This is a genomic window from Pseudomonas sp. MEJ086, from assembly GCF_030209025.1.
Taxonomy (GTDB): domain Bacteria; phylum Pseudomonadota; class Gammaproteobacteria; order Pseudomonadales; family Pseudomonadaceae; genus Aquipseudomonas; species Aquipseudomonas fulva_A.
Genome location: NZ_JARVSV010000004.1, coordinates 1 through 24,568, shown reverse-complemented (window position 1 = coordinate 24,568; position 24,568 = coordinate 1). Strand labels below are relative to the sequence as shown.

The window sequence follows — 24,568 nt, the reverse complement described above, 5'->3', positions numbered from 1 at the left end:
GGGAACCGGGGCGCGTAGCCGACGCTTCACCCATCCATCGCTGCATGTTGTTCATGGTGGATGAAAAAAACGTCATCCACCCTACGGGTTGCCAGCAGTGCTGGTTCAGGGACATGGCAAGCTCCTTCATTAGCGCTGATGGCGGATACGTGGGTTAACGAGTCCATAAAGGATGTCGACCACGAAGTTGACCAGGATGACCAGGCAGGCGATCAGCAGGATGCCGTTCTGCACCACCGGGTAGTCACGGGCGCCGATCGACTCGATCAGCCATTTACCGATGCCCGGCCAGGAGAAGATGGTTTCGGTCAGTACCGCACCGGCCAGCAACGTGCCGACCTGCAGGCCGAATACCGTCAGCACCGGAATCAGTGCGTTGCGCAGGCCATGCACGAACACCACGCGACCCGGTGACAGGCCCTTGGCACGGGCGGTGCGCACATAGTCTTCGCGCAGCACTTCGAGCATCGCCGAGCGGGTCATGCGGGCGATCACCGCCAGCGGAATGGTGCCCAGCACGATGGCCGGCAGAATCAGGTGGCGCAGGGCATCGGCGAACGCGCCTTCTTCACCGGAAAGCAGGGTGTCGATGAGCATGAAGCCGGTCACCGGCGCAATGTCGTAGAGCAGGTCGATACGCCCGGATACCGGTGTCCAGCCCAGCCATACCGAGAAGAACATGATCAGCAGCAGGCCCCACCAGAAGATCGGCATCGAGTAGCCGGTCAACGAGATGCCCATCACGCCGTGATCGAACAGAGAGCCGCGTTTCAGTGCCGCGATCACCCCGGCGATCAGCCCCAGGGTACCGGCGAACAGCAGCGCGGCCAGGGTCAGTTCCAGGGTGGCGGGAAACAGGGTGGTGAACTCATCCCACACCGGGGTGCGGGTACGCAGCGATTCACCCAGATCACCTCGCGCCAGTTGGCTGATGTAGTCGAAGTACTGAGCGTACAGCGGCTTGTTAAGGCCCAGGCGCTCCATGGCTTCGGCGTGCATCTGCGGGTCGACCCGGCGTTCGCCCATCATCACTTCCACGGGATCGCCGGGGATCATGCGAATCAGTGCGAAGGTCAGCAGGGTGACGCCAAAGAAGGTGGGAATCAGCAGGCCCAGGCGGCGCGCAATGAAACTCAGCATGGGGGTAGATAACTCCTAATCAGGGCGGTGTCGAACAGGCCGCTGAAAAACTGGCTGCCTCGCCAATGTTTTCAACGACCTGCCAGCAGCAGGGAATTCTGGCGATTCCTTCGCTTGTTTGCAGGTTAGCTGTTCGACCACGACGTTACCCGGGCGTTTTGCCCGGGTTCGCCGTTCGAGGACGGTGCGCGACGCTATCAGTCGTTGCTCACACCGATGAAGCTGTTACGACCGAAGGGGCTGATCTGGAAGCCTTTGACGCTGGTGCGCATCGGTTGGTAGACCGTGGAGTGGGCGATCGGGGTGATCGGCACTTCACGCTTGAGTACCACCTGGGCCTGGCGATACAGCTCGCTGCGCTGTTCCTGATCGGTGACGCGTTTGGCGGCGACCACCAGCTTGTCGTACTCGGCATCGCACCACTTGGAGAAGTTGTTGCCGTCTACCGAGGCGCAGCCGTACAGGGTGCCGAGCCAGTTGTCGGGGTCACCGTTGTCACCGGTCCAGCCGATCAGCATGGCGTCGTGCTCGCCGGCATGGGCGCGCTTGATGTATTCGCCCCACTCGTAGCTGACGATACGTGCCTTGATGCCGACCTTGGCCCAGTCGCTCTGCAGCATTTCGGCCATCAGACGGGCATTGGGGTTGTACGGGCGCTGTACGGGCATGGCCCACAAGGTGATCTCGGTGCCTTCCTTCACGCCGGCAGCCTTGAGCAGTTGCTTGGCCTTTTCCGGGTCGTAGGCGGCGTCCTTGATCGATTCGTCGTAGGACCACTGTGTCGGTGGCATGCCGTTGACGGCCAACTGGCCGGCGCCCTGGTACACGGCGTCGATGATCGCTGACTTGTTCACCGCCATGTCCAGCGCCTGGCGCACTTCGAGCTTGTCGAATGGCGCGCGGGTGACGTTGTAGGCGATATAGCCAACGTTGTAGCCAGGCTCGGTCGGCACGTTGAGGTTCTTGTCCGCCTGCAGCGCCTTGAGGTCGGCTGGACGCGGGTTGAGGGTGACGTGACATTCACCGGCGCGCAGTTTCTGCGCACGCACCGAGGCATCGGTGTTGATCGAGAAGATCAGGTTGTCGATCTTCACCAGCTCGGGTGCCCAGTATTCCTTGTTGCCCTTGAAGCGGATCACCGCATCCTTCTGGTAGCGGCTGAACACGAACGGGCCAGTGCCGACAGGCTTCTGGTTGATGTCAGCGGCCTTGCCGGCCTTGAGCAGCTGGTCGGCATACTCGGCCGAATGCACCGCCGCGAAGCTCATCGCCAGGTTCTGCACGAAGGCGGCGTCCACGGCGTTGAGGGTGAAGACCACGGTCTTGTCGTCGGTCTTCTCGACCTTGGCGATGTTCTTGTCCAGGCCCATGTCGGTGAAGTACGGGAACTCACTCGGGTACGCCTTGCGGAACGGGTGGTTGCGATCGAGCATGCGCTGGAAGGTGAACAGCACGTCGTCGGCGTTGAAGTCGCGGGTCGGATTGAAGTATTCGGTGGTGTGGAACTTGACCCCTTCGCGCAGATGGAAGGTGTAGGTCAGGCCGTCTTCGCTGATGTCCCACGAGCTGGCCAGCGAGGGCTGCGCCTTGGTGCCGCCACGCTCGAATTCCGCCAGGCGGTTGAAGATGGTTTCCGAAGCCGCATCGAAGTCGGTGCCGGTGGTGTACTGGCCCGGATCGAAACCGCCCGGGCTGCCCTCGGAGCAATACACCAGGTTACTGGCGTTTGCGAACGAAGCACTGGTGAGCAGTCCTGCGGTGAGCAGAGCCTTGCACAGGGGAGACATGCGCATGCGAACCTCTTTTTCTTTTTGTTCGCGCTTCGGTTCAGCGCGAGCTCGGAATGCGGTGAAAGCGGATAGCCCACCGGGTAAGCCTCGAAATTAAGTCATGCTGAAATTTCGGTCAACAAAAATTAAGCGGCACTAACATTGCGCATAATTGCCCTGAATTGGGGCGAAAATCACTCGATGGTGGGGCGGTCGTCGAAAAGTGCCATGGTGGTCATGGTCAGCACTTCGGCGGGGGCATCGGTGGCATTGGCGAGGCGATGCAGCTTGCCTGCATCGAAGTGCACCGAGTCACCCGGACCGAGAATGTAGTCGCGGCCCTCGATGGTGTAGACGATCTGGCCAGCGAGCACGTAGGAGAATTCCACGCCTTCGTGGGCGATCAGTTCCGACTGGTAACCCACCGGGATATTCATCTTCACTGCGTTGATCGAGTTGCCGGGAAACGAGCTGGACAGGCGCTCGTAGGCCAGCAACTGGCCGCCCACGGTGTAGCGAACCCGCTCGCTGACGTGGGAGTCCGGCTGCGCCTGGGCCGGCTGATCGAACAGGGCGTTGAGCGGGATGTTCAGGGATTTGGCAATGCTCGCCAGGGATGAAATCGACACGCCGGTCAGATTGCGTTCTGCCTGAGACAGGAAGCTCGCGGTCAGGCCGGCGTCGGCCGCGACCTGATTGAGGGTCTTGCCGGCGGCCCGCCGGTAGCGGCGCAAGCGTTCGCCAATGCGATCTGCGGTCATGAAAGGGGCTCGCTGTTCGAATCGTCGCAGTATACCCATCAGACGCAGGGACTTCAGCCTGAACCTCCGGTGCTTTTTAAGTCTGACTGAAAAAGCCTTTGACCAAAATTTAAGTTGCACTTAAATTTTGCCGCAGCGAACTGCCGGGCGACGATGCCCGTTGCAGGCTCAAGAAGAGGATGCGCAGATGACACTGGGAGTGGGCGGCAGCACGCCGGAGCAGGCATTGGCACGCCTGCAGGACATGACAGGCGGTACGTCGCCGATCAGCGAAGACGAGTACCGCGGCCGCATCGCACGCGCTCAGTCCTTGATGCGCGAGCAAGGTATCGCGGCGCTGTTCGTGTCCGCAGGCAGCAATCTGCAGTACTTCACCGGTGTGAAGTGGAACCCCAGCGAGCGCATGGTCGGGGCGATTCTGCCTGCCGACGGTGTACTCGAATACCTGGCTCCGACTTTCGAAGAAGGCACCGTGCTCGACTTTCAGGTCGTGCCCGGTGTGATCAATACCTGGGAAGAGCATGAGAGCCCCTACGCACTGCTGATCAGATGCTTGCGACGCCTGGGTGTTGCGCCCAATGATGGTGCGCCGCCTCGGGTAGGTCTTTGTTCTTCCTTGCCTTTTTTCATGTACGACGGCCTGCGCCAACTGACCGGCGGTTATCGTTTCGTCGATGCTGGCACCATCACCACGGCCTGCCGACAGCATAAGTCGGCGGCGGAAATCGCCTTGATGCAGCGCGCCAAGGACATGACCCTGGAAGTGCACAAGGCCGCTGCGAGCATCCTTCGCGAAGGCATCAGCACCACCGAAGTCGCCGAGTTCATCCGTCAGGCGCACCGCAAGGTCGGCGCGCCGGGCTCGATCTTCTGCATCGTGCTGTTCGGGCCGGCGAGCGCGTTTCCCCATGGGGTCAAGCATGCGCAGTACCTGAAGGACGGTGACATGGTGCTGATCGACACCGGCTGCCAGGTGCACAGCTACCTGTCGGACATCACCCGCAGCTACGTGTTCGGTACCCCCAGCGCGCGCCAGCGCGAGTTCTGGGACAAGGAGAAGGCTGCCCAGCAGGCCGCGTTCGAGGCCGCTACCCTAGGCGCGCCCTGTTCATCGGTGGACGCCGCAGCGCGCCGCAGCCTCGAGGCAGCCGGGCTTGGCCCTGGCTACAAGCTGCCGGGCCTGTCGCACCGCACCGGTCACGGCATCGGCCTGGACATCCACGAGGGTCCGTATCTGGTCGGTGGCGATGACACGCCGCTCGCCGAAGGCATGTGCTTCAGCAACGAGCCGATGATCTGCGTGCCCGGCGAGTTCGGCATTCGTCTGGAGGATCACTTCTACATGACCGCCGACGGCCCGCGCTGGTTTACCCAGCCGAGCCATTCGGTAGACGACCCGTTCGGGTTGAGCGCGTAACAGCCAGTAGAAACGAAAACGCCCGGCCAATTGGCCGGGCGTTTTCATTCAGGCAGATGCGTTACTCGATGCTGACGCCGTAGAAGGAGTTGATCCCGAACGGGCTGATCTTGAAGTCCTTAACCCGGGTGCTCATCGGCTGGTACACCGTGGAGTGGGCGATCGGCGTGTTCTGCACATCGGCCTTGAGCAGGTGCTGGGCCTGCTTGTAAAGCACGGTACGCTCTTCACGATCGTTGATCGCCTTGGCCTTTTTCAGCAGCCCGTCGAACTCCTTGTTGCACAGGCGGCTGTAGTTGTTGCCACCGATGGCATCGCAGCCGTACAGCACGCTCAGCCAGTTGTCGGGGTCACCGTTGTCGCCAGTCCAACCGATCAGCAGCGCGTCATGCTCGCCGGCCTTGGCGCGCTTGTTGTACTCGCCCCACTCGTAGCTGACGATACGCGCCTTGATGCCGATCTTCGCCCAGTCGGCCTGGAGCATCTCGGCCATCAGCTTGGCGTTGGGGTTGTACGGGCGCTGCACGGGCATGGCCCACAGGGTGATCTCGGTGCCTTCCTTCACGCCAGCGGCCTTGAGCAGTTCCTTGGCCTTTTCCGGGTTGTAGGGTGTGTCCTTGATGGTGTCGTCATAGGACCACTGGGTCGGCGGCATCCCGTTCACTGCCACCTGGCCTGCGCCCTGGTAGACGGCGTTGATGATTGCCTGCTTGTTGACGGCCATGTCCATGGCCTGGCGCACTTCGAGCTTGTCGAACGGTTTGTGCTCGGTGTTGTAGGCCAGGTAGCCGACGTTGAAGCCGGCCTGCTCGGGCATCTGCAGCTTGGGATCCTTCTTCAGCGTTTCGAGGTCCGCAGGGCGAGGGAATACGCTGACATGGCACTCACCGGCGCGCAGCTTCTGCATGCGCACGGACGGGTCGGTGTTGATGGCGAAGATCAGGTTGTCGATCTTCACGTCTTCGGGCTTCCAGTACTCCTTGTTGCCCTTGTAACGGATCTGCGCGTCCTTCTGGTAACGGCTGAACACGAACGGGCCGGTGCCGATGGGCTTCTGGTTGATGTCCGAGGCCTTGCCGGCCTTGAGCAGCTGGTCGGCGTATTCGGCGGAGTGAATCGACGCGAAGCTCATGGCCATGTTCTGGATGAAGGCTGCGTCAACGGTGGCCAGCGTGAAGCGCACCGTGTGATCGTCGACCTTCTCGAGCTTGGCGATGTTCTTGTCCATGCCCATGTCGGTGAAGTACGGGAACTCGGTGGGGTAGGCCTTGCGGAACGGGTGATCCTTGCTGAGCATGCGGTTGAAGGTGAACAGCACGTCGTCGGCGTTGAATTCGCGGCTCGGCTTGAAGTATTCGGTGGTGTGGAATTTCACCCCTTCGCGCAGGTGGAAGGTGTAGGTGAGGCCGTCATCGCTGATGTCCCACTTTTCCGCCAGGCCGGGGACCACGGCGGTGCCGCCGCGCTCGAACTGCGACAGGCGGTTGAATACGGTTTCCGCACCGGCATCGAAGTCGGTGCCGGTGGTGTAGAGCCCAGGGTCGAAGCCCGCAGGGCTGCCTTCGGAGCAGTACACCAGGTTACCGGCGGCCTGGGCGAAGGGGGTGCTGGCGATCAGGCCGGCGACGACAAAAGCCTGGATGAAGGCGTTCTTGTGCATGGTTACCTCATTGGTATTGTGTTTTTCGTGAGGGGTCTGCTGTGGGGAAAACAGGGCGTGTCAGATCGTGACCAGCCTGCCTTAACCCTAGACCTTGTTTTACGCTATGCACGGGATGTGCCGAAAACCAGGCGGGATGTGGCAATGAGGTTGCGACAGCGGTCGCAACCTCGAGATCGGGTGCGCCGAGCGGGCCCGGCGCGGGGATGGGCGTTCGATTACATCTGTACTTCGATCACGCCGTCAGCGCTGAGGGTCACCTGGCTGGTGCCCGCTTCGATTTCAGGCGTCACGCTGTCGCTGGAGAACGCGGAAGCCTTCATGGCTTCCATGCGCATCGGCGGGCGCACGAAGCCGCCACTGTTGAGGCCCAGGCTGACCAGCTTGTAGCTCTTGCCGCCCAGGGCTTCGGTGGTCAACTGCGCGCGCTCCTTGAAGGCCGCCACGGCGTCCTTGATCAGTGCGTCTTCCTCTTTCTTGCGCGTGGCATCGGCGATGCTGAAGCTCATGCCGCCCATCTTCAGGGTCTTGAGCATGTCGCCCGTGAGTTTCGAGAGGGCGGCGAAATCGGCGCTTTCCAGACGGATCTCGGCACGCTCGCGCCAGGCGCTGATTTCCTCACCTTTCTCGCTGTAGACCGGGTAGCTGTTGCGGCTGCCCTGGGAGACGGTCACGCCGTTCACGCCACGGGCCTGGGTCAGACCGGCATTGAGGGTGCGGGTGATCTCTGCGGCGAGAGCGGCTGGATCCTTCTGCTGGGCTTCGGTGTACAGGGTGACCTGCATCAGGTCATGGGCCACTTCATGGCTGACCTGGGTGCTCAGCGAGATCTGGTTGTAGCGTGGCTCGTCGGCCTGGGCAGTGACGCTGAACAGACCAGCGGTGGTGAGGGCCAGAGCGGTGGCGAGACGGGACAGTGGCTGCATGGCGGTTCCTTATCGGTGACGTGTACGGCCCATCGGCCGTGTTCATGAGGGTAGACGAGGCGACGTGGGGATTCGGGTTAAGCCCGGTCGAAAAAAATATCCGCCCCCTCTCTGACCTCCATTTCTGGCAGGTGACTTCTTTAATCCTCTACCTGGGCCGGCAATCATCGTACGACTGCGGCGCGTTGCCGCATCAGGCCGTTGGCGGGCTTGGTTATACTCGCCAGGCTCGCGATGAGCCTTGAGGAAATTTGATGCTCGCCCCCGTACAACTGCTCTCCGCCAGCCGCCAGAACCTGTGGCGGCTGACCCTGATTCGCTTTCTGGTGCTGGCGGCACAGGCCGGTTCGGTCGGCCTGGCCTACAAGTCCGAGCTGCTGCCGCTGCCGTGGATGCAGTTGAGCATCACCCTGGGCGCCTCTCTGGTGCTGTGCCTGCTTACGGCCATTCGCCTGCGTGGGCCCTGGCCGGTGACCGAGGCCGAGTACGGTATCCATCTGGGCTTCGACCTGATCATCCACAGTGTGCTGCTGTATTACTCGGGTGGCTCGGCCAACCCCTTCGTTTCCTATTACCTGGTGCCGCTGACCATCGCCGCCGCGACACTGCCGTGGCTGTTCACCATGATCCTCGGCGGTATGGCGCTGGCCTCCTACACCCTGCTGCTGATGTGGTCGCACCCGCTGCAACTGCCGGTCGGGCCGCGGGAAAGCCTGCTGGTCTATGGCATGTGGCTGAGCTTCGCCCTGGCGGCGGGGTTGATCACCTTCTTCGTCGCCAAGATGGCCGAAGAACTGCGGCAGCAGGAAAAACTGCGGGCCGAACGCCGCGAGGAGGGCATGCGTGATCAGCAACTGCTGGCCGTGGCCACCCAGGCTGCCGGTGCCGCCCACGAGTTGGGTACGCCCCTGGCGACCATGAGCGTGCTGATCAAGGAACTGCGTCGCGAGCACCAGAACCCGCTGCTGCAGGAAGACCTGGCGCTGCTTCAGGAACAGGTAAAACTGTGCAAGGAAACCCTCCAGCAACTGGTGCGCGCCGCCGAAGCGGATCGCCGTCAGGCCGTGGTGGAGATGTCGTCGGTGGCCTGGTTGGAAACCACCCTGAATCGCTGGCACCTGATGCGCCCCGAAGCCAGCTATCGTTACGAGTGCCTGGGGGTCGGCAAACCGCCGCAATTGATGCCGCCTGCGGACCTGACCCAGGCGCTGCTCAACCTGCTCAACAATGCTGCCGATGCGTGCCCGGAGAATCTGGAAATCTGCCTGGACTGGGATCACCAGTGGGTGCGTCTGAGCATACGGGACTACGGTGCCGGTGTACCCTTGGCCATTGCCGAGCAACTGGGGCGGCCGTTCTTCACCACCAAAGGCAAGGGCAAGGGGTTCGGCCTCGGGCTGTTCCTCAGTCAGGCCAGCGTGACCCGCGCCGGCGGCACGGTGAAGCTGTATAACCATGAAGAAGGCGGCACGCTCACCGAGCTCAAGCTGCCAAGGGCTTACGTTCGGGCCTGAGTTAAGGAGTGATGTATGAGTGACGAAGCGCTGCTGGAAAGCGAAGAACAACCCCATCTGTTGCTGGTCGATGACGACCCCACCTTCACCCGGGTGATGGCGCGTGCCATGAGCAGCCGCGGCCTGCGTGTATCGACCGCTGCATCCGCCGAAGAAGGCCTGGCGCTCGCCACCCAGGACTTGCCGGATTACGCCGTGCTCGACCTGAAGATGGAAGGCGACTCCGGTCTGGTGCTGCTGCCCAAGCTGCTGGAGCTGGATGCCGAAATGCGCGTGGTGATCCTCACCGGCTATTCGAGCATCGCCACCGCGGTGGAAGCCATCAAGCGCGGCGCCTGCAACTACCTGTGCAAGCCGGCGGATGCCGACGACGTGCTCGCTGCACTGCTGACCCAGCATGCCGACCTCGACACCCTGGTGCCGGAGAACCCCATGTCGGTGGACCGCCTGCAGTGGGAGCACATCCAGCGCGTGCTGGCCGAGCACGAAGGCAACATCTCGGCCACTGCCCGCGCCCTTGGCATGCATCGCCGTACCCTGCAGCGCAAACTGCAGAAGCGCCCGGTTCGCCGATAACGCGGCCTCGAGCCACGCGCTGCGAGTAAGAGACGTTCGCTGGCTGAGCAGTGTCCCGCTGACGTCCAGCCCTTGGGCTGAGCGACGGTGGTGCTCGGTCAGGGCAGCGTCCGAATGCCCTGACAACAACGGGCCGTTTCTTGCCTTTCAAAGCTTGAAGCTTGCCGCTGCCTTTACGACTATCATTAGCACGCTATCAACGTGCCTGGGTTTTCAGGCACGTTGCCGTGCCACCTTCCTGCTTCCTGGACGCCCATGCTCGCCGTGCTTCAGCAAACCTTAGGCATCACTGCCCCGGTCTTCTCCATGCTGTTTCTCGGCGTGCTGCTCAAGCGCCTGCGCTGGATCGACGATGCCTTCATCGATACCGCGTCCTCTCTGGTGTTCCGCGGCACCATGCCGACCCTGCTGTTTCTCAGCATCATCGGTGCGGACCTCAACGCGGCGCTGCAGCCTGCACTGATCGGCTACTTCGTGTTCGCCACCCTGGTCGCCTTCGTCGTCGCCTGGGGCTGGGCCATCTGGCGTTGCCCGATGGCCGATCGCGGTATCTACACCCAGGGCGCGTTCCGCGGTAACAACGGCATCGTCGGCCTGGCACTGGCCACCAGCATGTATGGCGACTATGGCCTGTCGGTGGGCGCGGTGCTCGGTGGCGTGGTGATCCTCTGCTACAACGTGCTGTCGGCCATCGTCCTGGCGATCTACAGCCCGAACATGAAGGCCGACCCCTGGACACTGTGCAAGAGCATCTTCACCAACCCGCTGATCATCGGCGTACTCGCGGCCATCCCGTTCGCCTACTGGCAGATCCCGCTGCCGCACTGGATGCTGGTGTCCGGCGAATACTTCGCACAGATGACCCTGCCGCTGGCGCTGATCTGCATCGGCGGCACGCTGTCGCTGACCTCGCTGCGTGAAAGCAGTGGCGTGGCGATCGGGTCGAGCATGATGAAGATGGTCTGGCTGCCGCTTTTGTCGACGCTGGGAGCCTGGGCATTCGGCTTCCGTGGCGCCGACCTGGCGATCCTTTTCCTGTACTTCGCCAGCCCCACGGCTGCCGCCAGCTTCGTCATGGCCCGGGCGGTCAACGGCAACTACCAACTGGCGGCCGCGATCATCGTCATCACCACCCTGGCGGCGGTGGTCACCACCAACGTCGGGCTGTTGCTGTTGCAGTGGGCAGGATGGATCTAGCGCATCGATAGCGCCCCCCGTGTAGCTACCGCCTTGCCCATTGCCTCGCAAGCGCTCATTCGGCATCAACAGGCATCCCCGATTTCAGGCCGTGGGGTGGGCAATAACTGACGCTCATCCTGCGGGGCTGGTTGTCGGGTGGGCTTCAGCCCACCAATGGCGTGTTCAAATGGAGCCTGCGAGTTGGCCGGGTGGCGTGGATCTCACCTGCGTGGTCCGCTTCGCCCACCCGTTCACGAGAGCAAGGGCGGATGACAAGAGCCTCATCCACCCGACGCGAGGCGCGTGCTGCAGGGGCGGATTCAGCGCACCACCTGTTCGCATCGCCAACCCACGACTACCCGTCATCGATTCCGCCACTGTGATCCAGTGCCGATTCGCACGCTCCACGATTGTTAGTTGCGGGGTAACTGGTTAGCATCCTTGGCTAGCGTGTAACTTCATGTGACGGCCGCCTTGTCGCTCATGAGGTCACGGTGTCGCCTACTATGAGCCTACGATGTGAAGTGCGGATGCCGGGCTGTAGAGCCTGAGCCAGCACAAGGAGTGCAGTGCAGTGGTTCGTCCATCTTCACGACGAGGGTCGTTTCGACTCGCCTGGGCCCAGGCCTGGGCAGTGCGTCGCGTGCTGCTCCTGTGCGTTGTTCTGACGCCTTCCATGACCCTGGCCGACCCCTCCGTATCCCTGCAAGGCCCCAGCGGTGGCTGGCGTTATCACGGTCTCAATGACGGTGCCGACGAAGCACGCGTGGCTTACCCCACGCCGCCCATCGACCGTGGCGCCCAGCGCGGGCGCAGTCTGATCGAGGGCACCCTGCAGAATATCGGTCATCTGCGTGCGCCCCATCGGCTCGTGGTCAACGGCAGCCCGCTGCCGCTGTACACCGACGAGCAGGGCCGCTTCTCCCGGCCCTATGCCTTTGGCGCGGGCTCCAACAGCGTCGAGCTGGTGGCAGGTGAGGGGCAGTCGCTCAAACGCATTCAATTCTATGAAGCCAACAACCTGCGCACCCCGGCGCGCATCCGCATGGTGCTGGGTTGGGACGATCCCAAGGCCGAGCTCGACCTGCACGTGGTTACCCCGGATGGCCAGCACGCCTTCTGGAGCCACCCGGTGCTGACCAACGGTGGCGGCCTGGACGTGGACAGCGTCGATGGCCCCGGCCCGGAAATGTTCACCATGACCGCGCCGCTGCAGGGCACCTATCTGATCTACGTGAACTATTGGGGCAACCTGGGCAGCGGTGGTTACAACTTCGAGGCTGGTAGCAACCAGAACGAGATCATCACTGCGCAGATCAACCTGATCTTCAACGAGAACACCGTCAACGAAAAGCGCGAGACGTTCCTGGTGCCGCTGCGTGCCATTGGCGAGCTGCTTTTCGTGAAATCTTTCAATTATTGAACCCGATGCTCGGATGAACTGGGACTTTTTATGAACCGGATGATCACCGCCCACTTGCAGCGCGTCTCCACACTGGCGCTGGCTGTACTGCTTGCCGCCTGCGGTCAGGATTCCCGCGAGCTGGGTGAACGCAGTGCCCTGGGCCTGAATCTGCAGCACCCCGATGCGCTGATCGAGAGTGCCTCGCTCAGCCGTCTGCCCAAGGACCTGCTGGCGGTGCCGCTGCTGCGCGACACCCTCACCGAAGACTTCGTCTTCTACTACGAGCACAACGCCGACCGCCTCGGGCTGGTTGGCAGCCTGCGGCGGATCATCTACGAACGCGACCTGAAGCTGCGTGACAACCTGCTCGACGAGTTGCTCGACCAGCCCGCCGACGTCGCTCTGTGGAAGGGCGCCGATGGCAAGCTCAAGCATTTCCTGATGGTGATGCAGCGCGGCGGTCTGGCCAAGGTGCTGGAGCCGCTGGCCCATATCGCGCTGGACGATAGCCAGCTGAAGCAGGTTGGCGAGCTGCGCGTCGATGGCAGCAGCGTGCCGCTGTATCGTCTCAACTACCTGGGCGACCGTGCGCTGCTGCTGGCCAGCCATGGCGACAAGCTGTTGGTGCTGTCTTCACCTGGCATGCTGCTTGGCGAGGACGAAAAGCTCGGCCGCGAAGCCGTGGAATCGGTGGAGTCCCTGATCGACGGCGACAACCCGTTTCCCAAGCGCTTCGGCCTCAAGGCCCGTGAGCAGGAGCAGCAGCGCATTTCCCTAAGTGGCGAGTATGTCGCCCTCGGCTACCAGCGCTTCTTTCCGGCCTTCGCCGGTCTGCGTTTCGAAAAAGGCGAGGGCGGCTGGAGCAGCTTCCTGGCCCTGAACGAAGTCGATGACCAGCCGCGGCTGGATTTCACGCCGATCTGGAAAGCCATGCCGATGGGCGCCAGTGCCTGTGTGGCGGTCCCCGTGGCGCCAGGTAGCGCCGAGCGGCTGCTGACCCGTGTCGGTGCCAGCAAGGCGGTCAGCGAAGATCTCGAAAAACGCCTGGGCAGCACCGCCGGTCTATGCTGGTACGCCGACTCGCGACTGCATTCGCCGTTGCTGGTCACCCACCTCGACGAGGCCGTCACACCCGAGCTCGATCAGGCCATCGGTGGTCTGTTCGACGGCATGGTCGGCGCGTTCGAACCCAATGCCGAGAACGGCCGCTTCCCGGTCGAAAGCCAGAGCACTGCCGACGGCCATACCTGGCGCCGCGAGGTGGGCTCGAATTTCGGCCAGTACCCGGCCGAGCAGAGTGCCATGCCCGATGCGCTGGTTTCCCAGGGGTTCTTCCGCGTGAGCCTGGCGCGTCAGGGGCAGACGTTGCTGTTCTCCCTGGATGACCGGTTGGTGGACAAGGCGCTCGATACGCTCGGCAAACGCTTCCCGCCGCTTGCCGAGGTGCTGCCCACCGATGGCCTGGTACCCGGCTATCTGGCACCCGAGGGGCTGTCGCGCCTGCTCGAACAGGAAACCCTGGACAGCCTGCCGGCCAACTACGAGCCGGTATTCCGCAACGCCGCCGACACGCATCTGCTGCCCAAGCTGCGTGCCATGGGCGGTTATGGCCAGTTCGCGCTGACGCTGCCGAAAGACACCGAAGCCGATGACGATTGGAAATGGGTACCACTGGAATGGCGCTCCCTGTGAAAACCCACCCAGAGGCTGCTGCGCGTCGGCCCTGCTGCGTTAAAAACAGGCTCGGAATGCTCATTTACAAACTCGTAAACTCGAGTGCGAGCCCAGTCCGTTCCTCGCCTGTTTTTGCCTTGCATGGCTCTAGCTCGCGAGCCTCTGGGCGGGTTGCAGCTATCGCAATGTTCGCCATGTTCATGGCGTTGAGCCTTTGCGCGCGCGCCGAGCAAGCGCCCGGCCTGAACCCCGAGCAGTCGCAGATCTTCCGTGCCTGGTTCGTGCGGATCGCCCAGGAACAGCTGCGCCAGGGACCGAGCCCACGCTGGCACCAGCAGGACTGTGTCGGCCTCGTTCGCTTCGCTGCCAACGAAGCGCTCAAGGTGCATGACGCCAAGTGGCTGCACGCCAATGGCCTGTCCAATCGCTACCTGCCGCCGGAATTGGAACTGGACGATGCTCAGCGCCGTCTGGCGCAGAACTGGCAGCAGGGCGGCGGCAAGCAGGGCCCCTACGTCAATGCGATCAAGATGATCCAGTTCAACAGCCAGTTGGTCGGCCGCGATCTGAACCAGGCCCGTCCCGGCGACCTGATGTTCTTCGATCAGGGCGACGACCAGCACCTGATGATCTGGATGGGCCGCGACATCGTTTACCACACCGGCACCACCACTCCCACGGATAACGGCATGCGTGCCGTCAGCCTGCAACAACTCATGACATGGAAGGACACCCGATGGATACCCGACGACGCCAACCCCAACTTTATCGGCATCTATCGGCTGAATTTCCTCGCGCGATGAACCGCCTGCTGGCTGTCGCGCTGCTGGCCCTGCTGCCTCTGGCTGCTCAGGCGGAGGACGAGGTGCCGGCGAGCAACTACACGCCGCTGTCCGGCGAGTCGTTCTTCCTGCTCGCCGACTCGAGCTTCGCCGCCGACGAAGTGGCCACGGTACGCCTCGAGGCGCCAGGCCGTGATTACCGCCGCTATCGCATGGAAGGCTACGGCGGGGTGGACATGCGCCTGTACCGCATCGAGCAGCCGCTGGAGTTTCTCAAGCGCCAGAAGAATCTGCACCGCGTGGTTGCCGAGGGCCAGTTCAAGGGGGAGGGGCTGTCCAATACCCTGTCCTACCTGTGGGACAACTGGTACCGCAAATCCCGTCGGGTGATGCAGCGTGCCTTCTCCTACGAGTCGCGCAAGCAGGTCACCGAGGAAGCGCCGGAGCTGAAGATGGGCAGCGCCATCGCCGCGCCCACCGAGTACACCCCGCAGGTGCAGTTCGCGCCGATGAAGGGGCTGCCGCTGGTGGCCGAGTTCCGCTATCCGTTGTGGGAAGCCAAGCCCATCGAGCCGCCAGCGGGCGTCGACCTGTCCGGCTCGTCGAGCAACTTCGTCAGTGTCGCACCGGGTAACGTCTACGTGCCGCTGGGCAAGCTGGAGCCGGGCCTGTACCTGGCCGAGGCGATCATCGGCAAGTACCGCGCCACTACCGTGGTGTTCGTTTCCAACACCGTGGCGGTGAGCAAGATCGCCGGTGGTGAACTGCTGGTGTGGACGGCCGACAAGCATCAGGGCACGCCAGTGGCGGATGCCAAGCTGCTGTGGAGCGATGGCCTGGGTGTGATGACCAGTGGCAAGACCGACGCACAAGGCTTGCTGCGCCTCGGCCATGCCAGCCCGGAGCGCTCCTACGTGATCGGCGAGGACGCCCAGGGCGGTGTGTTCGTGTCCGAAAACTTCTACTACGACAGCGAAATCTACGACACCAAGCTCTACGCCTTCACTGATCGCCCGCTGTACCGCCCCGGCGACTGGGTAGAGGTGAAGATCGTCGGCCGTGAGTTCAAGAACTCCAGTGATTCGGTGGCGGCCGGTACCGCGCCGATCAGTCTCAGCGTGCTGGACGCCAACGGCACCGTGCTGCAGACCCAGACGCTGGATTTCGACGGCGCCCGTGGCGGCCAGGGCCGCTTCCAGCTGCCGGACAACGCCGTGGCCGGCGGTTACGAGCTGCGCTTCGCCTACCGTGATCAGCTGTACAGCAGCGCCTTCCGGGTGGCCGAGTACATCAAACCGCACTTCGAAGTGTCGCTGGATCTGGACAAGCCGGACTTGCGCACCGGTGAGCCGGTCAAGGGCGCCCTGGTGCTTCTCTACCCCGATGGCAAGCCGGTGGTGGACGCCAAGGTGCAGTTGAGCCTGCGTGCCCAGCAACTGTCGATGGTCGATAACGAGCTGCAGTACCTCGGCCAGTTCCCGGTCGAGCTGACCAGCAGCGAAGTGAGCACCGATAGCCAGGGCCGCGCCGTGCTCGACCTGCCGGCCGCCGACAAGCCCAGCCGCTACCTGCTCAGCGTGTTCGCCAGCGATGGTGCCGCCTACCGGGTCAAGACCAGCAAGGAAATCCTCATCGAACGCGGTGCCGCGCGCTACCGCCTGAGTGCGCCACAGCGCTTCAGCTCGGCCGGTCAGACCGTCAGTTTCAGCTACCGCAGCGAGGGTGACAGCGAGCGGCGCCCGGCCCGTTACGACTGGGTGCGCCTGGAGGATCAGAGCACCGGCAACGGCGAGCTGGCGGCGGATGCCAAGGGCTTCGAGCTGAACTTCGAACGCCCCGGTACCTACAGCGTCACCCTCAAGGACAGCAGCGGCCTGATTCTCGGCGCCACCGGCCATTCGGTCAGTGGCGAGGGCGTCAAATCCGTCGCCGGCACCATCGAGATCGTGCTCGACAAGGCCGAGTACCAGGCCGGTGAAGAAGCCCTGGCGCTGATCACGTTCCCGGAGCCGGTCAGCGATGCGCTGCTGACCCTGGAGCGTGACAAGGTCGAGGCCACTGCGCTGCTCTCCAGGGGCGGCGACTGGCTCAAGCTCGAGCGCCTGTCCGACACCCAGTACCGCGCGCGTATTCCGGTCGGCAAGACCTTCTCGCCGAACATCACCTTCTCGGCGCTGTACACCCGCGGTGGTGACTACAGCTTCCAGAACGCGGGCATCAAGGTCGCTACGCCGCAGATCGACATCGCCATCAAGGCCGACAGGGAAGTGGTGGAGCCGGGCGACCTGGTCACCGTCGAGCTGAGCACCCTGTTCGAAGGCAAGCCGGTACCGACGCGTCTGACGGTCAGCGTGGTGGACGAGATGATCTACGCCTTGCAGCCGGAAATCGCCCCGGGCATCGATCAGTTCTTCTATCACCCACGGCGCAACAACGTGCGCACCAGTGCCAGCCTGTCGTTCATCAGCTATGACCTGGCCCTGCCGGGTACGCCAAGTGCACCGGGCCGCGCCAACCGCAGCGAGCGGGGCGTCAAGGTACTGGAGCGGCCACGCCGTGAAGAGGTCGACACCGCTTCCTGGCAGCCGGATCTGGTCACCGATGCGGATGGCAAGGCACGTTTCAGCTTCCGCATGCCCGACTCGCTGACCCGCTGGCGCATCACCGCCCGTGCGGTGAGCGCGGACGGGCAGGTTGGTCAGAAGCGTCAGTTCGTGCGCTCGGAGAAGCCGCTGTACCTGAAGTGGAGCGGCCCGAGCCGCTTCCGGGTCGGCGACAAGCCGGCACTTGGGCTGTTCGCCTTCAATCAGGGAGAAGATGGCAGTAAAGCGGAACTGCTGATCCGTCATGGTGAGCAGCAACAGCGCCGTGAAGTGGTATTGGCCAAGGGCATCAACTACCTGCCCGTCGAGGACTCGGTGATCGCCGCGGGTGATTTCAGTGCCGAGCTGCGCCAGGGCGACAAGGTGGCCGATGCGCTGGCCGTGAATCTGCGCACTGTCGCTGCGGGCTGGCAGCAGGTGCGCAGCACGCGCCTGTCAGCTTTCCCGGGCAGCACGGCGTTGCAACTGCCCGCCGATGCCAGTCAGGTACAGGTGCGCCTGGATGACAGCGGCGCTGGCCTGTTCGGTGCGGCTCTGGACGATCTGCTCGCCTACCCCTATGGCGGTGTCGAGCAGACAGCAAGCCGTCTGCTGCCGCTGAGCCTGGCTTACCCGACCCTGGCGGCAGGCGAGCCGCGGATCAAGGATCGCCTGCGTCTGGTTATGCAGAACAGCCGCCTGCGCCTGGTGCAGATGGCCGGGCCGGAAGCGACCTTCACCTGGTGGGGCGGCGATGCCGATGGCGACGCCTTCCTCACCGCCTACGCTTATTTCGCCGACTGGCACGCCAGCCGTGCGTTGGCGATCCCGTTGCCGCCCGAGCACTGGCAGCGTCTGCTGGAGCTGTATGCCAAACGCGCTCAGGACACGCCATTGCTGCAACGCGCGCTGATCATCGCGTTCTCCCGAGACATGGGCTTGCCGGTGAAAACCCTGCTCGAAGGGCTGGTCTATGACCTGGCCGCAGCGGGCGAGGGCGAGGAAGCGGTGCTCGGCGAAGGTGACAGCCTGGTGATGGCGGCACCGGATTCCGCGCTCGGTCTGGCGATTGCCCGCGAGCTGGGCGTCAAGCTGGCGCAGCGCGCTGGCGTGCCGGTATCGGATGAGCTGCTCGCGCAGATGGAGGCTGTTCGTGGGCGTCTCGCCGAGAGCCAGTCACCCTTCGTCGATGCAGTCGGTCTGTATCTGGATGGCCCGGATCGCCAGCGGGCCCAGCGCTTGCTCGGCGAGCTGGCGCCTGCCCAGGCAGGCCTGGAGCGCGCTTTGGCGCTGACCTGGCTGCAGCCGTCGCTGGACCTGCGTGGCACGCAGCCTGCGTTGGTGCTGGAAGGCGACTGGCGGGCAGTGGAGGGGGCGACTGGCGAAACCTACTGGCAATGGAACGGCGCTCAGCCGCCCCAGGCTTTGCTGTTGGCCGGTGACCTGGATCAGCCAAGCGATGTGCGCCTCGACTACCAGAGCGCCCAGGCGGCGCCAAGCAATGTGCCGGTGACCTTGAAACGGCGGCTGCTGCGCCTGGTGCCGAGCGACAAGGCGTTCGAGTTCCGCGCCGAGGAAGTCGGCAAGGACCAGATATCCAGTGCCGACCTGTACCTGGACGAAGTGACCCTGAGCAGCGAATCCGAGCAGACCCTGCGCTACGGCATGCTGGAAGTACCGCTGCCACCGGGCGCCGATGTGGAACGTACCACCTGGGGCATCCAGGTAAGCGGCCTGGGTGGCGATGAAGCCTCGGCGCTGGAGAAGGCGCGCAACGAGCCGGGCGAGCTGAGCTACGCCGTACCGGTGGACAGCCTGCAGGGCGAACTGGTGTTGCGCCATCTGGTGCGTTTCTCGCAGAAGGGTGAGTTCGTACTGCCGCCGGCCCGCTACGTGCGCCTCTACGCTCCAGGCCAGCAGGCTCTGGAGGCTGAACCCGCGCTGCAGAAGGTAACCGTTGAGTAAGTACGGCTTGCTCGCTTCGCTGGCCTTGCTATCCGCTTTCTCAGGGCCGGCAATGGCAGCCGAAGCGCCGCTGTCGCTGGCCTGGCAACGGGCCTGGCAACGGGCCGATGGCAGCGAGCTGCTGCGCTTGGACGAGCAGCGGCTGCTCAGCCGCGAACCCTTATCCGCGAACCTGCAGGCGCCGCTGGGCAGCCTGTGGAAGCTGTTCGTCTATGCCTATCTGGTCGACACGAGGCAGCCGGATAACGGCTATCAGTGCCGTGGGCAGGACAAGGAAGAGGTCTATTGCTGCAACCCGGGCGGGCGCATCGACCGGGATCAGGCGCTGGTCAAATCCTGCGGCTTGTATTTCGAGCAGCAGAATCTGCAACTGGCCGAAGATGACTGGTCGCGTTACTGGCAGGCTCGAAAGGCGCCGAGCTGGATCAGCGAGCGCCAGCGCCTGGCAGCGGATACCCGCGTTTCGGTTCAGCAATTGCTGACGCAACTCGGGCAATTGCCGGCCCAGGCCGATGCCCGCAAGGTACTGCTGGACGTGGTGCTGGGCGGCGACGGCTCGACCATCAGCGCCCTGGGCAGCCGGCTGCGGGTAAAAACCTGGAGCTGGCTGGCCGATGGCGATCCCCAGGCTCGTCAGGGCGGTTTCGCCGGTTGGCTGGCCGATGGCACGCCGGTCTGGAGCGGCGGCTCGGGCACCAGCAGCATGGTGCTCAAGCGGCATGCCGAGTCGCTTGGCCAGGTACTGCCTGCGGGGTGGCCGCGCGAGGCCGGCAGCTGCGTCGAGGTACGCCTGTTCGCCCGCTATCCTCTGCGCCAGATACGCCGTGAGGGTAATGACGTGGCCGTTGAGCCGGGTGTGCTGAATGGTCGTTACGAGGTCGAGTTCGCCAACGGCAATCGCCTGTCCATCGAAAGCCATGGTGAGCTGTTTCTCGAACGTTCCGACGAGGGACTGCAACTGACCGCTCACCTGGATCGCGAAGATTATGTCGCCCGTGTACTGGATCGCGAAGCCTCGGCGCAGCCCGCCGAAGCCGCCAAGGCTCTGGCCATCGCTGCCCGTACCTACCTGCTGCAGAGCGCCGGGCGTCGCGGCGAATGTCTGCGTATCGACGACAGCAGCGCCAGTCAGCGGGTGGCGCCGCGCCCGGCCAGTCAGGGCGCACGGGATATCGCCGCGTGGACGGCCGACCTGGTGCTGGCCGGCACCCCTGTGACCTATCACACGACCCAACCCGGCCCTGATCGCCTGGCCTGGACGCAGGCCGTCGAGCAGGCTGGCAGCGGCCTGCGTTATGACGCCATCCTGGCCCGCGCCTTTCCTCGCGCCACGCTGAGCCGCTGGGACAAACCGGTAGCGGCTTGCCAACCGATTGCCGCCGCCGAACAGTGGCTGCGCAAGCAGCGCCGCGACTGGCGCCCGCGCCTGGATCGCGAACCGGGCTACGAGGAAATCCAGCAGTTCACCGTGTGCCAGCTGGCGTCTGGCCGGCCCTATGTGGATCGCGAGCGGCAACGGATCTTCGTGCGCGGCTTCTTCTCGTTGCAAGACCGCCTCGACCTGACCCACGAGTACCTGCACCTGGCATTCATCGCTCACCCCAATGGACAGGACGAGGCCTATGTCGAAGGCCTCGCCCGCACCCTGTTACTGGAATGACATCATGGCTCTGATCAATCCCCGTTTCGTTCTCTGCCTGACCTTGCTGCCGCTCTGCGCGCTGGCCGAAGTGAGCCTCGATACACCGCGCAGTGGCTGGCGCGAAGGAGGGGCAGACGGCGCCCAGTTCATGCAGCAGGTCAACTACCCGGCATCAAGCGTCAACAGTGCCGCCAATCAGGCCGATACCGCCCGCATCAAGGGCGCGATCAGCAAGTTGGAGAAAGATGGCAAGGCACCCGGTCGCCTGGTGGTCAACGGTGTCAGCATGCCGCTGAAGATCGCCGAAGACGGCAGCTTCGATCGCCCCTTCGTATTCTCGGAGGGCAGCAACAACGTCGAGGTGCGCAGCCCCGATGGCGGGCAGCGTCGCCGCGTGCAGTTCTACAACAACGGCAGCGGCGAAACCCCGGCGCGCTTGCGGGTGGTGCTGTCCTGGGACAGCGACAACACCGACCTCGACCTGCATTTGGTGACACCCGATGGTGGCCACGTCTGGTACGGCGACCGTTCCCTGGCCAACGGTGCAGCCCTGGATGTGGACGTGACCACCGGCTACGGCCCGGAGATGATCGCCACGCCAACGCCGCTCAAGGGCCAGTACCTGGTGTACGTGAATTACTACGGCGGCGGTTACAGCTACGACGACGGCGAGAGCACTGCCCAGCAGATTCTCACCACCGGGCAGATCACCGTGATCAGCGAAGAGGGCACGGTCAACGAAAAACAGCAGAGTTTCCTCGTACCGATGCGTACACCGGGCGAGTTGACGCTGGTGAAAAGCTTCAGCTATCCATAGCCGCCCGTCTGCCCGTTCTCTCTCGATAGCCTCCTGGAGGAGCCCGCTTGCAGCCAGCAAGCGAATGGCGGGCTTCAGCATGGTTGGCAGGATCACCTGTCAACGCTGGCATTTAATATCAAAAAAAGCTTATCCACTCTTCATTATTATTCGTTTGATGAAGCCTTCTTCGTTCGTCACACTCCGTTGCATTGTCCGAATCGGTTTCTCTGCTGAAGCGGACAAGGTTGCAAACAGACGATTCCATCATCCAGGGACGGATACTCCTGCCAGCCGCCTATGGCGGTACACAGCGGGCCTTTCACGTGAGAGGCTCGATCTTTTCGACGATACCCGATGAAATCCTCAGCGCATTTTCCCCAGTGGCTGTCTGCCTTACTGCCGGATTCCCTGCACACCCGACCTCGTGAATGGAGCCGCGCCGCGCTTGGTGCCGCGACGGGTTTTCTGTTCAGCACCTGGGTGTGCAGCCATCTGTTCGGCCTGCACATGACGGTGCATTTTTCCGGGCCACTGGCGGCCTCGGCCGTGCTGTTGTTCGCAGTCTCTTCCGGCGCGCTGGCGCAGCCCTGGTCGATCCTCGGCAGCTACCTGTGTGCCTGCGTGGTCGCACTGACGATCACCCACTTCATCGATCACAGCCTGGTCGGTGCCGCGCTGGCCTTGGGCCTGAGTCTGCTGCTGATGTGTCCGCTGCGCTGCCTGCATCCGCCGGCGGGTGCCATCGCCTTCTGCATGGTGTTCGCCACGCCTGCGCCCGGTGAGCCGTTCTGGCAGCCGGCGCTGGTGGCGATGACCGCCGGCCTCGGTCTGCTGGCCTGCGCGCTGCTCTACAACAACCTGACACGCATGCCTTACCCTCGCCCGCACCCGGGAGCGTCCACGCTGCACCGCACCCGCGACCCGCTGCCCAGCGAACGTGCGGGCATCAAGGCGGACGATCTGGATCATGCCCTGGACGAGCTTGGCGCCTTCGTCGATGTCACCCGTGAAGACCTCGAGCTGATCGTGCGCAGCACCGAGAAGCATGCCCTGCGCCGCAGCATGGGGGATATTCGGGCCGGGCAGATGATGTCCCGCGACCTGGTTCATGCCGCCCCCGCAACCCCCGTCGCCAAGGGCCTTTACCTGCTTACCCACCACCAGCTCAAGGCCTTGCCGATTCTCGACCGTGACAAGCGACTGGTGGGCATCGTCAGCCTGGTTGATCTGGTCAGCGCTCTGCGTTCCAGGCGCTTCAATCTGCGCGCGATGCTCGGTCTGCAAAAGAAGCAGGTACTGGGCGAGCTGATGACATCGCCCGTGCAGTCGGTGGATGTCGATGTCCATGTCGTCGACCTGATTGCATTGCTCTCCGACGAAGGCCTGCATTGCCTGCCGGTACTGGACGACGGGGCTCTGGTCGGGATGATCACCCAGACCGATCTGGTCGCGGCACTGCACCGCGATCTGCTCAGGCATCTGAATTGATGCATCGAATGATTCGACCTGCCCCCTTACACTGCACATCGGATCAGGCTTGAGGAGTCGTCGGCGCCAATCGCGCTGGCTCAGCGAAGATGGATATCGACCTTACCCGCACCTTTCTGGAAATCGTCCGCAGCGGCAGCTTCATCGCCGCTGCCGAGCGCATGCACGTCACCCAGACGGCGATCACCGCGCGGATCCAGAAGCTCGAAAGCCACCTCGGCAGCACGCTATTCGTGCGCAACCGCGCCGGTGCGCGACTGACGGCCGACGGCGAGGCGTTCGTCACCTATGCCAACCAGATTCAACAGACCTGGGAAGCGGCGCAGCGTGACCTGCCGCTGCCGGATGGTTATCACAACGTCATCCACATCGGCGGCGAGGTCAGCCTGTGCAACCCGCTGATGCTGCGCTGGGTGAGCGCGATTCGCGAGAACATCGACGGTTATGCGGTGCGTGCGCAGATCGCCGAAGGAGCGAGTCTGTTACGGCAGGTTGAGCTGGGCGTGCTGGATGCGGCATTGGTCTACCAGCCCACGTACTGGGCCGGTATGCAGGTCGAGCAGGTGCTCGAGGAAAAGCTGATCCTGGTGAAGGCGGCGAACCCCGAGCCCTACGTCTACATCGACTGGGGCGACAGCTTCCGCGCGCAGCACGACCGTGCCTTGCCGGACAAAGCACGTGCGCCGGTGACCTTCAATCTCGGCCCGTTGGCGTTGCAGTACATTCTGGAGCACGGTGGGTCCGGCTACTTCCGTACCCGGGTGGTGCAGAGCTATCTGGACAGCAAGGTGCTCGAGCGGGTGAGCAAGGCGCCGGAGTTCAGCTACCCGACCTATCTGGTCTACGCCCGCGAGCGCGACTCGGCGGCTTTGCAGCAGAGCTTCACCCTGCTGCGCGAGATCGCCGCCCAGGATACCGACTGGTCACAGCGCTGGGACCCGGCGGTCTGAGCGAATCTCCCACATCTGTACAAGCCGCGACCTCGCGGCGAATGGTGGTAGCGCTGCGGTCTTGCGGCGTGGCCGCAATCATTTTCGCGCCGGGGGCGACGCTCCTACGGTCGGCGAAAATGCCGCATTAGCGTAGGAGCCGCGACCTCGCGGCGAATGGTGGTAGCGCTGGAGTGTTGCGCAATGGCCGCAATCGCCTTCGCGCCGGGGGCGACGCTCCTACGATCGGCGGAAATGCCGCATTCGTGTGGGGGCCGCGACCCCGCGGCGAATGGTGGTAGCGCTGGAGTGTTGCGGAGTGGCCGCAATCGTTTTCGCGCCGGGGGCGACGCTCCTACG

Annotated in this window: 17 protein-coding genes; 12 read left to right on the top strand and 5 right to left on the bottom strand. The window is 63.6% G+C overall.

Going from position 1 to position 24,568, the window contains the following annotated elements; translation table 11 throughout:
* Positions 1-129 precede the first annotated feature (129 nt).
* The 3 genes from QRN22_RS01970 to QRN22_RS01960 all read right to left on the bottom strand — a co-directional run bounded on the left by QRN22_RS01970 (position 130) and on the right by QRN22_RS01960 (position 3,670).
* Complete coding sequence (locus QRN22_RS01970; RefSeq protein WP_042554770.1) at positions 130-1,140, bottom strand: ABC transporter permease subunit; 1,011 nt, start codon at positions 1,138-1,140, stop codon at positions 130-132.
* A gap of 197 nt (positions 1,141-1,337) precedes the next feature.
* Positions 1,338-2,927, bottom strand: coding sequence for an ABC transporter substrate-binding protein (locus QRN22_RS01965; protein WP_419761286.1), 1,590 nt, complete (start codon positions 2,925-2,927; stop codon positions 1,338-1,340).
* 176 nt (positions 2,928-3,103) lie between these two features.
* On the bottom strand, positions 3,104-3,670 hold the full coding sequence (locus tag QRN22_RS01960) for a cupin domain-containing protein (RefSeq protein WP_042554772.1): 567 nt from the start codon (positions 3,668-3,670) through the stop codon (positions 3,104-3,106).
* A gap of 187 nt (positions 3,671-3,857) precedes the next feature.
* Here QRN22_RS01960 and QRN22_RS01955 point away from each other — a divergent pair, with 187 nt between their 5' ends.
* Positions 3,858-5,087: a M24 family metallopeptidase gene (locus QRN22_RS01955; RefSeq protein WP_042554773.1), complete on the top strand. Its 1,230-nt coding sequence runs from the start codon at positions 3,858-3,860 to the stop codon at positions 5,085-5,087.
* A 61-nt stretch (positions 5,088-5,148) separates the two neighbouring features.
* Here the strand turns inward: QRN22_RS01955 and QRN22_RS01950 are convergent, their stop codons facing one another.
* Together QRN22_RS01950 and QRN22_RS01945 are read right to left on the bottom strand one after the other, a co-directional pair.
* On the bottom strand, positions 5,149-6,747 hold the full coding sequence (locus QRN22_RS01950; protein WP_042554774.1) for an ABC transporter substrate-binding protein: 1,599 nt from the start codon (positions 6,745-6,747) through the stop codon (positions 5,149-5,151).
* 218 nt (positions 6,748-6,965) lie between these two features.
* Entirely contained in the window at positions 6,966-7,673 is a 708-nt protein-coding gene (locus tag QRN22_RS01945) for an SIMPL domain-containing protein (protein ID WP_042554775.1), read from the bottom strand.
* Positions 7,674-7,927: 254 nt separating this feature from the next.
* Here QRN22_RS01945 and QRN22_RS01940 point away from each other — a divergent pair, with 254 nt between their 5' ends.
* The 11 genes from QRN22_RS01940 to QRN22_RS01890 all read left to right on the top strand — a co-directional run bounded on the left by QRN22_RS01940 (position 7,928) and on the right by QRN22_RS01890 (position 24,229).
* Positions 7,928-9,187 (top strand): ATP-binding protein, encoded by a 1,260-nt coding sequence (locus QRN22_RS01940; RefSeq protein WP_042554776.1) that lies wholly within the window; start codon positions 7,928-7,930, stop codon positions 9,185-9,187.
* Positions 9,188-9,202: 15 nt separating this feature from the next.
* Entirely contained in the window at positions 9,203-9,763 is a 561-nt protein-coding gene (locus QRN22_RS01935; RefSeq protein WP_042554777.1) for a response regulator transcription factor, read from the top strand.
* 255 nt (positions 9,764-10,018) lie between these two features.
* The gene (locus QRN22_RS01930) at positions 10,019-10,960 is read left to right on the top strand and encodes an AEC family transporter (protein ID WP_042554778.1); all 942 of its coding nucleotides are present in this window, start codon (positions 10,019-10,021) and stop codon (positions 10,958-10,960) included.
* Between the two features lie 658 nt (positions 10,961-11,618).
* Positions 11,619-12,365, top strand: coding sequence for a YfaP family protein (locus QRN22_RS01925; RefSeq protein WP_156152736.1), 747 nt, complete (start codon positions 11,619-11,621; stop codon positions 12,363-12,365).
* A 30-nt stretch (positions 12,366-12,395) separates the two neighbouring features.
* On the top strand, positions 12,396-14,039 hold the full coding sequence (locus QRN22_RS01920; protein ID WP_042554780.1) for a DUF2138 domain-containing protein: 1,644 nt from the start codon (positions 12,396-12,398) through the stop codon (positions 14,037-14,039).
* A gap of 167 nt (positions 14,040-14,206) precedes the next feature.
* Positions 14,207-14,824: a DUF1175 domain-containing protein gene (locus tag QRN22_RS01915; RefSeq protein ID WP_042554781.1), complete on the top strand. Its 618-nt coding sequence runs from the start codon at positions 14,207-14,209 to the stop codon at positions 14,822-14,824.
* Positions 14,821-19,350, top strand: a complete 4,530-nt coding sequence (locus tag QRN22_RS01910) for an alpha-2-macroglobulin family protein (RefSeq protein WP_042554782.1) — start codon at positions 14,821-14,823, stop codon at positions 19,348-19,350. Before QRN22_RS01915 ends, QRN22_RS01910 begins: the two co-directional genes overlap by 4 nt.
* Positions 19,351-19,402: 52 nt before the next feature.
* Positions 19,403-21,010, top strand: coding sequence for a DUF2300 domain-containing protein (locus QRN22_RS01905; protein ID WP_042554783.1), 1,608 nt, complete (start codon positions 19,403-19,405; stop codon positions 21,008-21,010).
* A 4-nt stretch (positions 21,011-21,014) separates the two neighbouring features.
* Positions 21,015-21,809 (top strand): YfaP family protein, encoded by a 795-nt coding sequence (locus tag QRN22_RS01900; protein WP_042554784.1) that lies wholly within the window; start codon positions 21,015-21,017, stop codon positions 21,807-21,809.
* Between the two features lie 336 nt (positions 21,810-22,145).
* Positions 22,146-23,279 carry an HPP family protein gene (locus tag QRN22_RS01895; RefSeq protein ID WP_042554785.1) on the top strand — a complete coding sequence of 378 codons (1,134 nt, stop codon included), beginning with the start codon at positions 22,146-22,148 and terminating at the stop codon, positions 23,277-23,279.
* Between the two features lie 89 nt (positions 23,280-23,368).
* A complete protein-coding gene (locus tag QRN22_RS01890; protein WP_042554786.1) occupies positions 23,369-24,229 on the top strand; it encodes a LysR family transcriptional regulator in 861 nt (286 codons plus the stop codon).
* Positions 24,230-24,568: the final 339 nt, after the last annotated feature.

Bases quoted from the DNA above. Each gene is read 5' to 3' on its own strand.
- QRN22_RS01970 (WP_042554770.1), bottom strand. From the start codon at position 1,140: ATGCTGAGTTTCATTGCGCGCCGCCTGGGCCTGCTGATTCCCACCTTC.
- QRN22_RS01965 (WP_419761286.1), bottom strand. From the start codon at position 2,927: ATGTCTCCCCTGTGCAAGGCTCTGCTCACCGCAGGACTGCTCACCAGT.
- QRN22_RS01960 (WP_042554772.1), bottom strand. From the start codon at position 3,670: ATGACCGCAGATCGCATTGGCGAACGCTTGCGCCGCTACCGGCGGGCC.
- QRN22_RS01955 (WP_042554773.1), top strand. From the start codon at position 3,858: ATGACACTGGGAGTGGGCGGCAGCACGCCGGAGCAGGCATTGGCACGC.
- QRN22_RS01950 (WP_042554774.1), bottom strand. From the start codon at position 6,747: ATGCACAAGAACGCCTTCATCCAGGCTTTTGTCGTCGCCGGCCTGATC.
- QRN22_RS01945 (WP_042554775.1), bottom strand. From the start codon at position 7,673: ATGCAGCCACTGTCCCGTCTCGCCACCGCTCTGGCCCTCACCACCGCT.
- QRN22_RS01940 (WP_042554776.1), top strand. From the start codon at position 7,928: ATGCTCGCCCCCGTACAACTGCTCTCCGCCAGCCGCCAGAACCTGTGG.
- QRN22_RS01935 (WP_042554777.1), top strand. From the start codon at position 9,203: ATGAGTGACGAAGCGCTGCTGGAAAGCGAAGAACAACCCCATCTGTTG.
- QRN22_RS01930 (WP_042554778.1), top strand. From the start codon at position 10,019: ATGCTCGCCGTGCTTCAGCAAACCTTAGGCATCACTGCCCCGGTCTTC.
- QRN22_RS01925 (WP_156152736.1), top strand. From the start codon at position 11,619: ATGACCCTGGCCGACCCCTCCGTATCCCTGCAAGGCCCCAGCGGTGGC.
- QRN22_RS01920 (WP_042554780.1), top strand. From the start codon at position 12,396: ATGAACCGGATGATCACCGCCCACTTGCAGCGCGTCTCCACACTGGCG.
- QRN22_RS01915 (WP_042554781.1), top strand. From the start codon at position 14,207: ATGTTCGCCATGTTCATGGCGTTGAGCCTTTGCGCGCGCGCCGAGCAA.
- QRN22_RS01910 (WP_042554782.1), top strand. From the start codon at position 14,821: ATGAACCGCCTGCTGGCTGTCGCGCTGCTGGCCCTGCTGCCTCTGGCT.
- QRN22_RS01905 (WP_042554783.1), top strand. From the start codon at position 19,403: ATGGCAGCCGAAGCGCCGCTGTCGCTGGCCTGGCAACGGGCCTGGCAA.
- QRN22_RS01900 (WP_042554784.1), top strand. From the start codon at position 21,015: ATGGCTCTGATCAATCCCCGTTTCGTTCTCTGCCTGACCTTGCTGCCG.
- QRN22_RS01895 (WP_042554785.1), top strand. From the start codon at position 22,146: ATGAAATCCTCAGCGCATTTTCCCCAGTGGCTGTCTGCCTTACTGCCG.
- QRN22_RS01890 (WP_042554786.1), top strand. From the start codon at position 23,369: ATGGATATCGACCTTACCCGCACCTTTCTGGAAATCGTCCGCAGCGGC.